This window comes from Pseudomonas sp. NPDC087185, assembly GCF_044744955.1.
In the GTDB taxonomy this organism is placed as follows: Bacteria; Pseudomonadota; Gammaproteobacteria; order Pseudomonadales; family Pseudomonadaceae; genus Aquipseudomonas.
The window spans coordinates 195,510-208,518 of record NZ_JBIUZK010000003.1 but is presented as its reverse complement, the minus strand read 5'-3'; the positions used below and the strand labels follow the sequence as shown (position 1 = coordinate 208,518).

At 64.0% G+C, this 13,009-nt stretch carries 10 protein-coding genes; 5 read left to right on the top strand and 5 right to left on the bottom strand.

Translation table 11 applies throughout. The features are described 5' to 3' along the window. Positions 1 to 2 precede the first annotated feature (2 nt). The 4 genes from ACIPIJ_RS11215 to ACIPIJ_RS11200 all read left to right on the top strand — a co-directional run bounded on the left by ACIPIJ_RS11215 (position 3) and on the right by ACIPIJ_RS11200 (position 4,081). The gene (locus ACIPIJ_RS11215) at positions 3 to 782 is read left to right on the top strand and encodes an AP endonuclease (RefSeq protein WP_401076273.1); all 780 of its coding nucleotides are present in this window, start codon (positions 3 to 5) and stop codon (positions 780 to 782) included. Continuing rightward, positions 775 to 1,725: a sugar kinase gene (locus ACIPIJ_RS11210; RefSeq protein WP_401076270.1), complete on the top strand. Its 951-nt coding sequence runs from the start codon at positions 775 to 777 to the stop codon at positions 1,723 to 1,725. Before ACIPIJ_RS11215 ends, ACIPIJ_RS11210 begins: the two co-directional genes overlap by 8 nt. 63 nt (positions 1,726 to 1,788) lie before the next feature. Continuing rightward, positions 1,789 to 3,081, top strand: a complete 1,293-nt coding sequence (locus ACIPIJ_RS11205; protein WP_401076267.1) for an MFS transporter — start codon at positions 1,789 to 1,791, stop codon at positions 3,079 to 3,081. Between the two features lie 10 nt (positions 3,082 to 3,091). Continuing rightward, positions 3,092 to 4,081 carry a 2-hydroxyacid dehydrogenase gene (locus ACIPIJ_RS11200; protein ID WP_401076264.1) on the top strand — a complete coding sequence of 330 codons (990 nt, stop codon included), beginning with the start codon at positions 3,092 to 3,094 and terminating at the stop codon, positions 4,079 to 4,081. Between the two features lie 105 nt (positions 4,082 to 4,186). Here ACIPIJ_RS11200 and ACIPIJ_RS11195 read toward each other — a convergent pair whose 3' ends face one another. The 5 genes from ACIPIJ_RS11195 to ACIPIJ_RS11175 form a co-directional block, all read right to left on the bottom strand. Continuing rightward, positions 4,187 to 5,374 carry an MFS transporter gene (locus ACIPIJ_RS11195; RefSeq protein ID WP_401076262.1) on the bottom strand — a complete coding sequence of 396 codons (1,188 nt, stop codon included), beginning with the start codon at positions 5,372 to 5,374 and terminating at the stop codon, positions 4,187 to 4,189. Positions 5,375 to 5,479: 105 nt separating this feature from the next. Next, positions 5,480 to 6,853 (bottom strand): APC family permease, encoded by a 1,374-nt coding sequence (locus tag ACIPIJ_RS11190; RefSeq protein WP_401076259.1) that lies wholly within the window; start codon positions 6,851 to 6,853, stop codon positions 5,480 to 5,482. Between the two features lie 295 nt (positions 6,854 to 7,148). After that, positions 7,149 to 9,686: an HWE histidine kinase domain-containing protein gene (locus ACIPIJ_RS11185; RefSeq protein WP_401076256.1), complete on the bottom strand. Its 2,538-nt coding sequence runs from the start codon at positions 9,684 to 9,686 to the stop codon at positions 7,149 to 7,151. A 178-nt stretch (positions 9,687 to 9,864) separates the two neighbouring features. Continuing rightward, positions 9,865 to 10,683 (bottom strand): NAD-dependent epimerase/dehydratase family protein, encoded by an 819-nt coding sequence (locus ACIPIJ_RS11180; RefSeq protein WP_401076253.1) that lies wholly within the window; start codon positions 10,681 to 10,683, stop codon positions 9,865 to 9,867. A gap of 81 nt (positions 10,684 to 10,764) precedes the next feature. Beyond that, positions 10,765 to 11,490, bottom strand: coding sequence for an oligogalacturonate-specific porin KdgM family protein (locus ACIPIJ_RS11175; RefSeq protein ID WP_401076250.1), 726 nt, complete (start codon positions 11,488 to 11,490; stop codon positions 10,765 to 10,767). A 360-nt stretch (positions 11,491 to 11,850) separates the two neighbouring features. On the opposite strand from ACIPIJ_RS11175, the gene ACIPIJ_RS11170 reads away from it, so the two are divergent. Beyond that, positions 11,851 to 13,005, top strand: a complete 1,155-nt coding sequence (locus ACIPIJ_RS11170) for a mandelate racemase family protein (protein WP_401076248.1) — start codon at positions 11,851 to 11,853, stop codon at positions 13,003 to 13,005. Positions 13,006 to 13,009: the final 4 nt, after the last annotated feature.

The window sequence follows — 13,009 nt, the reverse complement described above, 5'->3', positions numbered from 1 at the left end:
CAATGCACGCGAACCCCGTTTCCATCAGCCTCTCCAGTTACGGTGCCAGCTTGGTTCGGCAGCAAGGCCAGGAGAGCTTCCTTGAACTGCTGGCGGCTGCCGGCGTAATGCGAGTCGAACTGCGTGAAGAGCTGTTCGACGAAGCCCCGGACGCTGCCGCGCTGTCTGCGGCAATCGAAGCCCTGCGCCTGGAGTGCCTGTATTCCTCGCCGCTTGAACTGTGGACGCCCGATGGCCAGCTCGACCCGCGCCTGCCGGCCAAACTGGCATTGGCGCGTGAGCTCGGCGCGGTGGCACTGAAGGTGTCCTTGGGCCACTGCCCTCCTCAGCGCGACCTGACTGCGTTACAGGCACTGTTGCACCCGGGAGGGCCTCTATTGCTGGTGGAAAACGACCAGACCGCGCAAGGCGGGCGTATCGAGCCGCTGCTGCAATTCTTCGAGCGCAGCGAGGCAATGGGGCTGGCGCTGGGTATGACCTTCGACATCGGCAACTGGCAGTGGCAGGGCGAATCCGCCGCGCAGGCAGCGCAGCAACTCGGGCGCTGGGTGCGTTATGTGCACTGCAAGGCGGTGCAGCGCGACGCCAACGGCCGCCTGGTCGCAGTGGTGCCGCAGGCGGCCGACCTGGTGGCCTGGGAAGCCCTGTTCGATGAGTTCACCCCCGGCCTGGTGCGCGCCGTGGAATACCCGCTGGCCGGCGATGACCTGCTGGCGCTGACCCGCGCCCAGGTGAACAACCTGGCGCGCATCGGCCTGGGCGCGGAGGTGAGCCATGCCTGAGCATGACGTGCTGTGTTTTGGCGAAACCATGGCGATGTTCGTTGCCGAGCACGCCGGCGACCTGGCCAGTGTGGGTGTGTTTACCAAGCGCATCGCCGGTGCCGACAGCAACGTGGCTATCGGCCTTGCCCGGCTGGGCTTCCGGGTGCGCTGGCTGAGCCGGGTTGGCGATGACTCGCTGGGCCGCTTCGTGCTCGACAGCCTGGCCAGGGAAGGGCTCGATTGCCGCAGTGTCGAGGTCGATGCCAGCCACCCCACGGGTTTCCAGCTCAAGGGGCGTTGTGACGATGGCAGTGACCCGGTGGTGGAGTATTTTCGTCGCAACTCCGCTGCCAGTCACCTGTCGCCCGCGCAGCTCAACCCGGCGCTGCTGCAGGCCCGCCACCTGCACGCCACCGGCATTCCGCTGGCGCTGTCAGCCGGCTGCAGGGCGCTGGCCCATGAACTGGTGGAGCGCATGCGCGCGGAGGGCCGCAGCATTTCGTTCGACCCCAACCTGCGCCCGTCGCTGTGGCCCGACCGCGCGACCATGGTGCGTGAAGTCAACGCGTTGGCGGTGAAGGCGCATTGGCTGCTGCCGGGGCTTGAAGAAGGGCGTCTGCTGACCGGCCTGGAAACACCGGCAGACATCGCCGCGTTTTACCTCGACCGCGGCGTCGAGCAGGTGGTGATCAAGCTGGGCGGTGAGGGTGCCTACTACCGCAACGCCCAGTGCGAGGGGCGCGTAGCCCCGGTGCCGGTGGCCAACGTGGTGGACACCGTCGGTGCCGGCGATGCCTTCGCCGTTGGCGTGGTCAGCGGCTTGCTCGAAGGCCGCCCAGTGGCCGAAGCCGTGGCGCGCGGCAACTGGTGCGGCAGCCGCGCCGTGCAATCGCGCGGCGACATGGAAGGGTTGCCATTGCGCCGCGAACTGGAGGCGTACACGTTAGCCAAGAGTGCCTGAAACTATGATCGCCGGTACGCCGGCCCTGTTGCGACAAAAACAACAAGCTCAGGAGCAAGCATCATGCAATCGACAAGCCTCGCCCCACGCCGTTGGTGGTACATCATCCCGATCGTGTTCATCACCTACAGCCTGGCCTACCTGGACCGCGCCAACTACGGTTTTGCCGCGGCCTCCGGCATGGCCGACGACCTGAAAATCACCCCGGTGCTGTCGTCCTTGCTGGGCGCGCTGTTCTTCCTCGGTTACTTCTTCTTCCAAGTGCCCGGCGCCATCTACGCCGAAAAACGCAGCGTGAAGAAACTGATCTTCGTCAGCCTGATCCTCTGGGGCAGCCTGGCGACCCTGACCGGGATGATCAGCAACGTCTACCTGCTGATCGGCATCCGCTTCCTGCTCGGCGTGGTCGAGGCGGCCGTGATGCCGGCAATGCTGGTGTACCTGTGCCACTGGTTCACCCGCGCCGAGCGCTCGCGCGCCAACACCTTCCTGATGCTCGGCAACCCGGTGACCATCCTGTGGATGTCGGTGGTGTCGGGGTACCTGATCAAGCATTTCGACTGGCGTTGGATGTTCATCATCGAGGGCTTGCCAGCGGTGCTGTGGGCGTTCATCTGGTGGCGCCTGGCGGCCGACCGGCCGGCCCAGGTGGGCTGGCTGAGCGAGCAGGAAAAAGCCGTACTGCAACAGGCGCTGGCCGCTGAACAGCAAGGCATAAAACCGGTGAAAAACTACCGCGAGGCGTTTCGCTCGCCGCAGGTGATCGTGCTGTCGCTGCAGTATTTCTGCTGGAGCATCGGCGTGTACGGTTTCGTGCTGTGGCTGCCGTCGATCCTCAAGCAAGCGGCCAACGTCGATATCGTCGAGGCCGGGTGGCTGGCGTCGGTGCCTTACATGGCGGCGGTGTTGGCGATGATCGCGGTGTCCTGGGCCTCGGACCGCCTGCAGAAACGCAAGCGTTTCGTCTGGCCGCCGCTGCTGGTGGCCGCGCTGGCCTTTTATGGCTCGTATGCGCTGGGCAGCGAGCACTTCTGGGTGTCCTATGCGCTGCTGGTGGTGGCCGGGGCTTGCATGTACGCACCCTATGGCCCGTTCTTCGCCATCGTCCCGGAAATCCTGCCCAGCAACGTGGCCGGCGGGGCCATGGCGCTGATCAACAGCATGGGCGCACTGGGCTCGTTCGGTGGCTCGTGGCTGGTCGGCTACCTCAATGGCGCGACCGGTGGGCCGGGCGCCTCGTACCTGTTCATGTCCGGTGCGCTGCTCACAGCGGTGGCGCTCACGGCCGTGCTGAAAACCTCACAGACCTCTGGCCAGGCCAAGCCCCGTGGCCAGCGCCTGGCAATGAGCCAATAGGAAAACGACCATGAAAAAGCGAATCGTCCTTTACAAGCGCCTGCCCGATGCCTTGCTGGAGCGGCTGCAACAACAGGTCGAGGTGACCTGGGTGGATGCCACTGGCAAAGACGGCCTGGCGCGGCTGCGTGATGCCTTGCCCGGCGCCCATGGCCTGTTGGGTGCCAGCCTGCGGCTGGACAGCAGCCTGTTGGACCTGGCGCCGCAGTTGCAAGTGGTTGCCAGCGTGTCGGTCGGGGTGGACAACTACGATATTGCCGACTTGACCCGCCGTGGCGTCATGCTGACCAACACGCCGGATGTGCTGACCGAGACCACCGCCGATACCGGTTTCGCCTTGATCCTGGCCAGCGCCCGGCGTGTGGTGGAGCTGGCCGGCTGGGTGCGTGACGGCCATTGGCAGGCCAACCTGGGGCCTGCGCACTTTGGCACTGACGTGCACGGCAAGACCCTGGGCATCGTCGGCATGGGGCGCATTGGCGAGGCGTTGGCCCGCCGCGGCGCGGCAGGCTTCGGCATGCGTGTGCTTTACCACAGCTCGCGGCCCAAGCCCGAAGTCGAGGCCCGTTATGCTGCCCATTATCGCAGCCTCGACGCGCTGTTGGGCGAGGCGGATTTCGTCTGTTTGACGGTGCCGCTCAGCACCAGCACCGAAAACTTGATTGGGGCGCGCGAATTGGCACTGATGAAGGCCGAGGCGATCCTGATCAATATTGCCCGCGGGCGTGTGGTGGATGAAGCGGCGCTGATTGAAGCGTTGCAGCAAAAGCGCATCCGCGCTGCCGGGCTGGATGTGTTCGTGCAGGAGCCATTGCCGGCCAGCTCGCCGCTGCTGCAGCTCGATAACGTGGTGGCGACTCCGCATATCGGTTCGGCAACCCAAGAGACGCGTGAGGCCATGGCGCGTTGTGCGGTGGAGAACCTGCTGAGCGCGCTGGCCGGCCAGCGGCCGGCGAACCTGGTGAATGAGGGTGCCTGGAATGCCTTGAACCCTCGTTGAATGGCCTGCCATGTGGCCGTGTGGGAGCGGCTTTGCCCCGCGAACCAGGGCAAAGCCCGGCCCACACCCGGACATGGCCTTGCCGATGGGTAGGGGCTGTGCGCCTTAGTGGCCGCCTTTCATGCGCCGAGCCACCAGGTAGATACCCAGGCCGGCCAACGCGGTAGCGGCGCCGATGTAGCCGGTGCTGGTCCAGCCCAGCCCGGCGCTGATCGCCATGCCGCCAAACCAGGGGCCAAGGGCGTTGGCGAGGTTGAACGCGGCATGGTTGGAGGCTGCGGCGAGGCTCGGGGCCTTGTGGGCGATGTCCATCAGGCGGATCTGCAGCGGTGCGGCCAGGGCGATCATGGTGCCGACCAGGCCGATGCCCAGCAGCAGCGTCCACAGTGAATGCGCGGCAAAGGTAAAGAACAGCAGCACGGCGGTCGACCACAGCAGCACGATACCGACGGCGCGGAATTGCAACCGGTCGAACAGTTTGCCGCCGGCAATGTTGCCGATGATGCCGCCAGCGCCGAACGCGGCCAGGCCGAAGGGGATCCACTCCGGCGACACCTGGGTCACGTGCAGCATGGTCGGTGCCAGGTAGCTGAACACACAGAACATGCCGGCAAAACCGATCGAGGCGATGGCCAGCGCCATCCACACCTGGGGCAGGGTGAAGGCTTGCAGCTCTTTGCGCGGGTCGCTGCGCACCTCATCGTGCGGTTGGGGCACATAGCGCCAGACCAGCGCGAGGGTGCACAACGCGATCGCCCCCACCAGAATGAATGCCGAGCGCCAGCCGAAGAACTGGCCAAGGAAGGTCGCCACCGGGTTGCCCAGCAGCATGGCCAGGGTCAGGCCCATCATCACCCTGGCCACGGCCCCTGCACGTTGATGGGTGGGCACCATGCTCGACGCCACCACGGCGGCAATGCCGAAATACGCGCCATGGGGCAGGCCGCTGATGAAGCGAAAGGCGACCATGCTGGTGAACGAGGGGGCGAACGCGGTGGCCAGGTTGCCGATGGCGTACAGGGCCATCAACAGCAGCAGCATGTGCTTGCGCAGCAGCTTGGCACCCAGAATCGCCAGCGCCGGTGCACCGACCACCACGCCCAGCGCATAGGCGCTGATGGCGTGGCCCACCTGCGGCTCGCTCAATTGCAGGTTGCTGGCGATGTCCGGCATCAGCCCCATGATCGCAAATTCGCCGGTACCAATGGCAAAGCTGCCCAATGCCATGGCGGCTTCCATCTTGCCTACGGTGCTTTTCGAATAGGCCTGCGGGGGTACTTCATGAACAGACATTAGGATCCTTATTGAAACATGCTGAAACGTTCAACGCGGGATCATAGACAATCGAGGTGTGGCTCGTCGAGGTTGCGCGCCGCACGGAATGCGGCGCGCACCTGCTCATTCGGCCATTTGAAGCTCGGGTAACTTCACCCGAAACGCGCGCGTCAGCCCAAGCAGGCAGACGAAGCCTGCGCCCATCCAGCACAGGCCGATGGTGAACGACAGGCTCGACAGGCTGCTCCACAGCCACAGCGTGCTGAGAAAGCCCAGCGCCGGTATGGCGCCATACAGCAGGTAGTTGCGGGCGCCGTTGAGCTTGCTGTCGACCAGGTAATGCTTGACCACCGCCAAGTTGACCGCCGAGAAGGCGAACAGCGCGCCAAAGCTGATCATGTTGGCGACCGTGTCGAGGGTGATGAACAGGGCGACCAGCGACAGGGTGCTGACCAGCATGATCGCCGTGGCCGGCACGCGCTTGTTCGTCACCAGGCGGCCAAACACCCGCGGCAATGCGCCGTCGCGGCCCATGGCGAACAGCACCCGCGACACGCTGGCCTGGGACACCATGGCCGAAGCGAAGCAGCCGGCTACATAGGTGGCGGTAAAACCGGTCACCAGCAGCTCGCCACCTACCCGGCGCATCACATCCACGGAGGCCGAATCCGGGTCGGCGAACGTGGCCCACTCCGGGAAGACCCTCTGGGCGAAGTACGACACCAGCAGGAACAGCAAGCCACCGATCACCGACACCGCCATGATCGCCTGCGGAATGCGCCGTTGCGGGTTGCTGGTTTCCTCGGCCATGGTCGACACCGCATCAAAGCCCAGGAACGACAGGCACAGCACCGCGGCACCGGTCATGATCAGCGGCACGCTGAAACCTTCATGGTAGAACGGCGCCAGCAACGACACCGGCGCGGCCTGATCGGCCAGGTTGCGCACCGACAACGCGACGAAGACAACGATGAACACCAGCTGCGCCACCACCAGGATCCAATTGACCCGGGTGATCGACTCGATGCCGATCAGGTTGAGGAAGGTAACCAGTGCAATGGAGCCCAACACCCACACCCAGGCGTGCACCGCCGGGAAGTATTCCGACATGTAGATGCCGATCAACAGGTAGCTGAGCAGCGGCAGGAAAATGTAGTCCAGCAGCAGGGTCCAGCCGGCAATGAAGCCGAAGTGGCTGCCAAAGGCCTTGCGCGTGTAGGTATAGACCGAGCCCGAGTAGGGGTGGGCCTGGACCATGCGGCCATAACTGTAGGCGGTGAGCAGCATGGCGGCGAGGGTCAGCAGGTAGGCGGTGGGCAGGTGGCCTTTGGTCATCTGGGTGACCAGCCCGTAAGTGGTGAAGACGGCGAGGGGGACCATGTAGGCGAGGCCGAACAGCACCAGTGCGCTCATGCCCATGGATTTTCTGAAACGGCCGGAGGTGTTGGGTGGCGACGCAGGGTGGGGTGGATGGGCTGTCGTTGTTGTTGTATGCATTGCTGACTCCTGGTTTTGGATGCAGGACGCCGCACTATGCGAGCAGGCTCGATACTGTGGGGGGCGTTCGATCAGGGGCAAAGCTTGGGGGTGGGGCTGGGGAATGCTCCCACACTCGCGGTACAGCCGAAATCACCCTTTGGGGGGAGTGCGCCGGCCTTGAAGGCGGGCCATGAGGCCCCAGCCACTGAAGTCGCATGGCCAGGGCTTTGCCCTGGTTCGCGGGGCAACCGCTCCCACAGGCCCCTGCTAACCCACTGGCAGTGGGACAGGCCAGCAGGCCCGGTTCTTCACGCTAGGCGATCAGCTTTTCCAGGTTGACCAGGATCGAAACCGCATCGTAAGGCTTGCGTACCACCGGTACGTGCTTCAAATGCCCAGGGATGCTGACGCTGTCGCCGTAGCCGGTGGCGAACAGGAACGGGATGTCCAGGCGCGTGAGTTCTTCGGCCACGGCGATGGATGTGCCGGTGCCCAGGTTGATGTCCAGCACCGCCACATCCGGTTTACGGCCAAGCAGCAGTTTCATCGTCTCGGCCTCGGAGCTTGCCGTGATGACATCCTCGACCTGCGCATCGGCCAGGATCTGCTCAAGGCCGACGGCAATGACCAGCTGATCTTCAAGTATCAGCACACAGGCGTCGACCAGGCGCGCGCAGTCCACTGGCGCCGGCGCCGGCGTCGTCGATGGCGCGTCGGTATCGGGATCCTCGATCAAGGTCAGGTGTTTGGCGGGGATTCTGAACAACCCCAGCAGCCCCTCTGGCCGGTATTCGAGGGCGCTGGTGCCGCCGAGGTCGAACGGGATGCTGCGCTCGATCAGCACCGAGCCGAAGCCGCTGCGCGTTGGCGGGCACACCGCTGGCCCACCGTGTTCGCACCAGCTGATGTCGCAGGCCCCGCCAGCATCGACGGCCCACGTGACCGAGAGCTTGCCGCCTGCCCGCGACAGTGCGCCGTACTTGGCGGCGTTGGTCGCCAGTTCGTGCAGCACCAACGCCAGCACGGAAAAGGCCCGGGCATCGAGGAGCAGGTTGGGGCCCCGCAGTTCGAGCGCCTCGGCCGAGGTACGGTAAGGCGACAGCTCGGCCTCAAGCAGCGCAGAGAAGCGCCCGCCACCGTCACCGCGCACGACCTGATCGTGCGCCAGCGCCAATGCCTGGATGCGCCCTTTGAGTGTGGCCACGTAGCCGTAGAGGGTCTGGTTCTCCGAAGTGGGGTGGGCCACCAGCGCACCGATCAGCGAAAGGATGTTCTTCACCCGGTGGTTGAGCTCTTCGTTGAGCATCCGCTGACGCACGTCCGACCTGGAGCGCTCATCGGCCAGCAGCTCGCTGTTGTGCAGGGCCACTTCGACGATCGCGGCGCGGATGGCCTCGCCAAACTGGCGATCCTGTTCGGACCAGGGCAAGCAGTGCTGGTGCACCGTCTGCTTCCACACGGCGAAACTCTTGCGTGGGGTCAGGCGTTCGCCCAGCGGGCCGCTTTGGTAGGTCTTGTTGGGGTCGCCGGCCCAATCCAGGGTTTCGATCACCTCCTTGCGGAACAGCATGAGGTAGTCCCGCGGGTGTTGCGACATCGGGATGATCAGAGCGCCAGAGACGTCGGTGGCGTAGTCCTGGGCGGCGGGGTGGGCCATCGACAGGCAGTTCGACGCCCAGGTGCGGCCTTCGGCGACGCTCTCGGCGAAGCTCAGCAGCCCGGGCACGGCTGCTTTTGGCGGCGTCAGCCCGTCGGTGGTCCAGCGCCCCTGCAGCGACATGCCGATGCCGTCGCAGGGGATGAGCGCCTGGAAGTCGGCCATGCGCGCGCGCAGCAGCGCTTCGAAGTCGTCGGTGCGGTGCGCCTCGCGCAGCAGGTTGTCGAGTACCCGGCGGGCATGCGCGGCGGCTTCCAGGGTTTGCCGGGCGCGCAGGGTCTGGATATGCAGCGAGAAAAACTCGCCGAACATCTCCGCCGCGACCCTCTGGCCCATGGATAACGTGCGCGGCGCGTAGTGGTGGCAGGCAATCAGCCCCCACAGGGCACCGTCGACGATCACCGAGATCGACATCGAGGCGCCCACGCCCATGTTGCTCAGGTATTCGCAGTGGATCGGCGAGACACTGCGCAGGTGGGCGTAGGACAGGTCGAGGGGTTCTCCCGACAGGTCCAGCACCGGCTCGATGGGCACCGTGCGGAATTTTGCGTCGGAGATGATCCGTACCGGGTTGCGCAGGTACAGCGCACGGGCTTGTTGAGGGATATCCGATGCCGGGAAGTACTGCCCGAGGAAGCTTTCCAGGCCGCTGCGCTTGGCTTCGGCAATGACCTTGCCGGCGCCATCGGTGCCCAGTTGATAGATCATCACCCGGTCGTAACCGAGCAGCGCGCGTACCCGCCGTGCGGTGTCGGGGAACAGCTTGTCAGACCGGTCGATCTCACGCAGTTGGGCGATGACCGTACGCACCAGTTCGATCGGCTCGGCGATGCTGGCACCGGATGGCTCGAACTCGATGATCACCGTGCCTTTGAAAATATGCGCGGAGACATCGAAGGTCTCACCGGACGCCACACGCACGGCAAAGGACAGCGCTGGCCGCGACGCCTCCTTGACCCGTGCCAGCGAGTTGCGCAGGGTGTGGGCCGCCTCGGCGCCGATGATCGCTTCGAGACGCTGCCCGTTGATCTCGCCCGATACCCCCAGCATGCCAGGGGTGTTGGCCGAGTGGCGCAGGACGATGGCGGCCGAGGCATTGCAGGCGAGCAGGCACCCGTGGGGCTGGATGCTGCCGGGGATCTGAATCGGTTCGCGATCACAGTTGGTCAAGTTGACGCGCGGTTGCAAAGTCATGGGCACCTGCCGGTATAGCGAATACCGGCTGCGCTGTGGCCGCCGAATATTGTCAAGTAAACGAAGTGGTTACAGCCATATTCATGCTCCGAGTCTAGCTGGCGGATTTCGCTTAGTCATCCGGGGGCAAGGTGATAGGGCGCGTGCTTGCACTTATGGCAAACCCTGCGCCTCGGGTTCAATCGCCAAAAGGGCCTGCTGCGGTGAAGGCACCCCCTTGGAAACGGGCATTGGGGTCGTCTGCCGCAGGCTTGGGCAGTTGCTCCATCTGCGCGCGAAAACGCTCGGAGCTGTCTTGCGGGTTGAAGCCCAGGTGGGCGGCATGGCGGTTGCTCCACCACAGCTCGCGGTTGGCCGAGACGCCGTACACCACGGTGTGGCCAACGTTCTCGGCGAGCAACGCGCGCTCCAGCAGGTGCACCAGGTCGGGGTAGCTCAGCCAGGTCGAGAGCATGCGCAGGTTGCGCGGCTCGGGGAATGATGAGCCGATGCGCAGGCTGACGGTTTCTATGCCATAGCGGTGGTAGTAGAAGGTCGCCAGGTCTTCACCGTACGACTTGGACAGCCCGTAGTAGCAGTCGGGGCGGCGCGGTGTATGGGCATCGAGCTGTTGCGCCTGCGGGTAGAAGCCGGTGACATGGTTGGAACTGGCGAACACCACTCGCTTGATTCCGTGTTTGCGCGCCGCCTCATAGATATGAAAGGTGCCGCAGATGTTGGCTTCCAGAATCTCCTCGAATGCCCGCTCGGTCGAAATTCCGCCCATGTGCACGATCGCATCCACGTCCTGGGCCAGCGCCAGGACGGCGGCCTTGTCGGCAAGGTTGCAGCTGGTCACTTCTTCATGCTCGCCGGCGGCCGGCGCCATTGCGCTGATGTCCGAAGCGCGTACGACCTGGGCGTGGGCTTGCAAGGCTTCGCGCAAGATTTGCCCGAGGCCGCCGGCGGCACCGGTCAGCAGGATGCGATTGAAGGGTTTGCTCAAAGGTGTGGTCATGGCGGGCGCCTGTTGTTGAGGGATGGGTGAATGACGTCGTCCTGCCGCCAGGCAAGCCGGTAACTGCCCGGCGGCAGGGCATTACAGGAAGTTGTACTGGACCCCCACACGCCAGCGGGCCTGGCGGTCGTCGGTATAGGAATTGACCTTGATGTCCCCAACCTCCATGAACGGCGCCCACTGCTTGTCGATCTTGTACTTGATGATCATGTTCTGTTCGTAGTCGCTCTTTTTGTTGTCGTAGCGGATGTAGTCGGTCTGGAAGTGGATGTACTGGTACTCGAATGCCCAAGGGCCTTTGGGGGTATAGCCGAGCCAGCCTTCAAGGCGGGTGGTGTTCTGGTTGTCCTTGGCGCGGTCGGGCCAGTCATGGTCGACCTGGTCGCGGTCCAGGCTGCGCGCATCCTGGCGCACGCGGCCGGCCACGTACCAGGTGTCCGAGATTTTGTAGCTGTACTTGAGGCCGAACTTGTAGGTGGTGGAGTCCTTGGAACTGTCCATCTGGAACGCCGGCGTCAGGGTCGACTTGGCGCTGAGCTTGTAGTTGTAGTCGACGGTGAACTCATGGCCGTTGTTGACCATGTTGTCGTAGGCGACGTCTTCGCGATCGCCAGCGGTCTTGTATTTGATCTCGGCGGCGAAACCCAGGCCGCTGTCCTTCCTGTAACTGAGCTTGATCCGGTCGGAGTGGATGCTGTCGTCTTCGGTGTAGCCGTGGCGGTAATTGATGCTGGCCGAGTCTGCGCAGGCATGGAACGACAGGCCGAGGGTACTGACAGCAACGAGCAGGCGGAGTGTGGTGTTCATGCGATCTTCTTTTTTTGTTTTTGTTGAGGTCGGTATGAGGTGGATCGTCAGCGTCGGGGTCGGTAGTGGGGCGGGCTCCAATGTGAATTTTTTCGTAAGTTATCGTACGACTTTGTGGTTGTCTACGATTTATTTAGATGTTGTCTGATGACGATCATGGGTAGCTACAAAGCCCTGATATAGAGCTTTATAAGCCGTATGAATAGCCTTGCTACGTCAGTTTTTTGCCAGGAATGTGAGCTGGTCTGGCGCTTTTTGAAAGTTTGCGAGGGATGCTTTTCAAAAGTTGTATGATGACGTAGGATCGCTGCCAGAGCGTGACTCACCCGCCACAAATCCAATAAGAAGGCTCAGACGTCCATGATCATCACCGCCGTAAACGTCCAGGTTTTTTCCTACCCCACACGCCGCGCCGTCGACAGCGCGGGCCATGCCCACCCGGGCGACGTCACCCAGGCCCAGATGGCCTTGCTGCGCATTCGCACCGAATGCGGCAACGAAGGTTATGCGCTGGGCGCTCCTGAACTGATCCGCCCGTATGTGCTCGACGGTTTCGTGCGCAAGGTGCTGGTAGGCGCCAACGCCTTCGACCGCGAAAAGATCTGGCACGACCTCGCGCACTGGCAGCGCGGCAGTGCCAGCCAGCTGACCGACCGGGCCCTGGCGCTGGTCGAGCAGGCCCTGTGGGACTGGGCCGGGCGCAAGCTGAACCTGCCGGTGCACAAGCTGATTGGTGGCTACCGCGACAAGGTGCCGGCGTACGGCTCGACCATGTGTGGCGATGAGCTCGCGGGCGGGTTGTCGACCCCTGAAGAGTACGGGCGCTTTGCCGAGACCCTGGTCAAGCGTGGCTACAAGGCCATCAAGTTGCACACCTGGATGCCGCCGGTCTCGTTTGCACCCAGCGTGAGCATGGACATCAAGGCCTGCGCCGCGGTGCGCGAGGCCGTCGGGCCCGATATCGCGCTGATGATCGACGGCTATCACTGGTACAGCCGCACCGAAGCCCTGACCATCGGCCGTGCCCTTGAAAAGCTCGATTTCGCCTGGTTCGAGGAGCCGATGATGGAGGACTCTGCCGAGTCCTACGCCTGGCTGGCCGGCCAGCTGGACATCCCGGTGCTGGGCCCGGAGAGCCTGGGGGGCAAGCACCTCAGCCGGGCCAGCTGGGTGAAGAACGGTGTCTGTGACATCCTGCGCGCCGGTGTCGCGGGCGTGGGCGGCATTGCACCGTGCTTGAAGGTGGCGCACATGGCCGAGTCATTCGGTATGGATTGCGAAATCCATGGCAACGGCGCAGCCAACCTGACGGTGGTCGGCGCGATCAAGAACTGCACTTGGTACGAACGCGGCCTGCTGCACCCGTTCCTCAACTATGACGAGGTGCCGGCCTATCTCAAGCGCCTGGTCGACCCGATGGACGAGGACGGCTTCGTGCACCTGTCCGACCTGCCCGGCCTGGGCGAGGAGATCGACTTCGACTACGTCGAAACCAACACGCTGCACAGCTTCTGATTCG

Excerpts from the sequence above, each read along its gene's own strand:
- ACIPIJ_RS11175 (WP_401076250.1), bottom strand. The coding sequence starts at position 11,490 with ATGAACACCACACTCCGCCTGCTCGTTGCTGTCAGTACCCTCGGCCTG.
- ACIPIJ_RS11200 (WP_401076264.1), top strand. The coding sequence starts at position 3,092 with ATGAAAAAGCGAATCGTCCTTTACAAGCGCCTGCCCGATGCCTTGCTG.
- ACIPIJ_RS11215 (WP_401076273.1), top strand. The coding sequence starts at position 3 with ATGCACGCGAACCCCGTTTCCATCAGCCTCTCCAGTTACGGTGCCAGC.
- ACIPIJ_RS11185 (WP_401076256.1), bottom strand. The coding sequence starts at position 9,686 with ATGACTTTGCAACCGCGCGTCAACTTGACCAACTGTGATCGCGAACCG.
- ACIPIJ_RS11195 (WP_401076262.1), bottom strand. The coding sequence starts at position 5,374 with ATGTCTGTTCATGAAGTACCCCCGCAGGCCTATTCGAAAAGCACCGTA.
- ACIPIJ_RS11190 (WP_401076259.1), bottom strand. The coding sequence starts at position 6,853 with ATGCATACAACAACAACGACAGCCCATCCACCCCACCCTGCGTCGCCA.
- ACIPIJ_RS11205 (WP_401076267.1), top strand. The coding sequence starts at position 1,789 with ATGCAATCGACAAGCCTCGCCCCACGCCGTTGGTGGTACATCATCCCG.
- ACIPIJ_RS11170 (WP_401076248.1), top strand. The coding sequence starts at position 11,851 with ATGATCATCACCGCCGTAAACGTCCAGGTTTTTTCCTACCCCACACGC.
- ACIPIJ_RS11210 (WP_401076270.1), top strand. The coding sequence starts at position 775 with ATGCCTGAGCATGACGTGCTGTGTTTTGGCGAAACCATGGCGATGTTC.
- ACIPIJ_RS11180 (WP_401076253.1), bottom strand. The coding sequence starts at position 10,683 with ATGACCACACCTTTGAGCAAACCCTTCAATCGCATCCTGCTGACCGGT.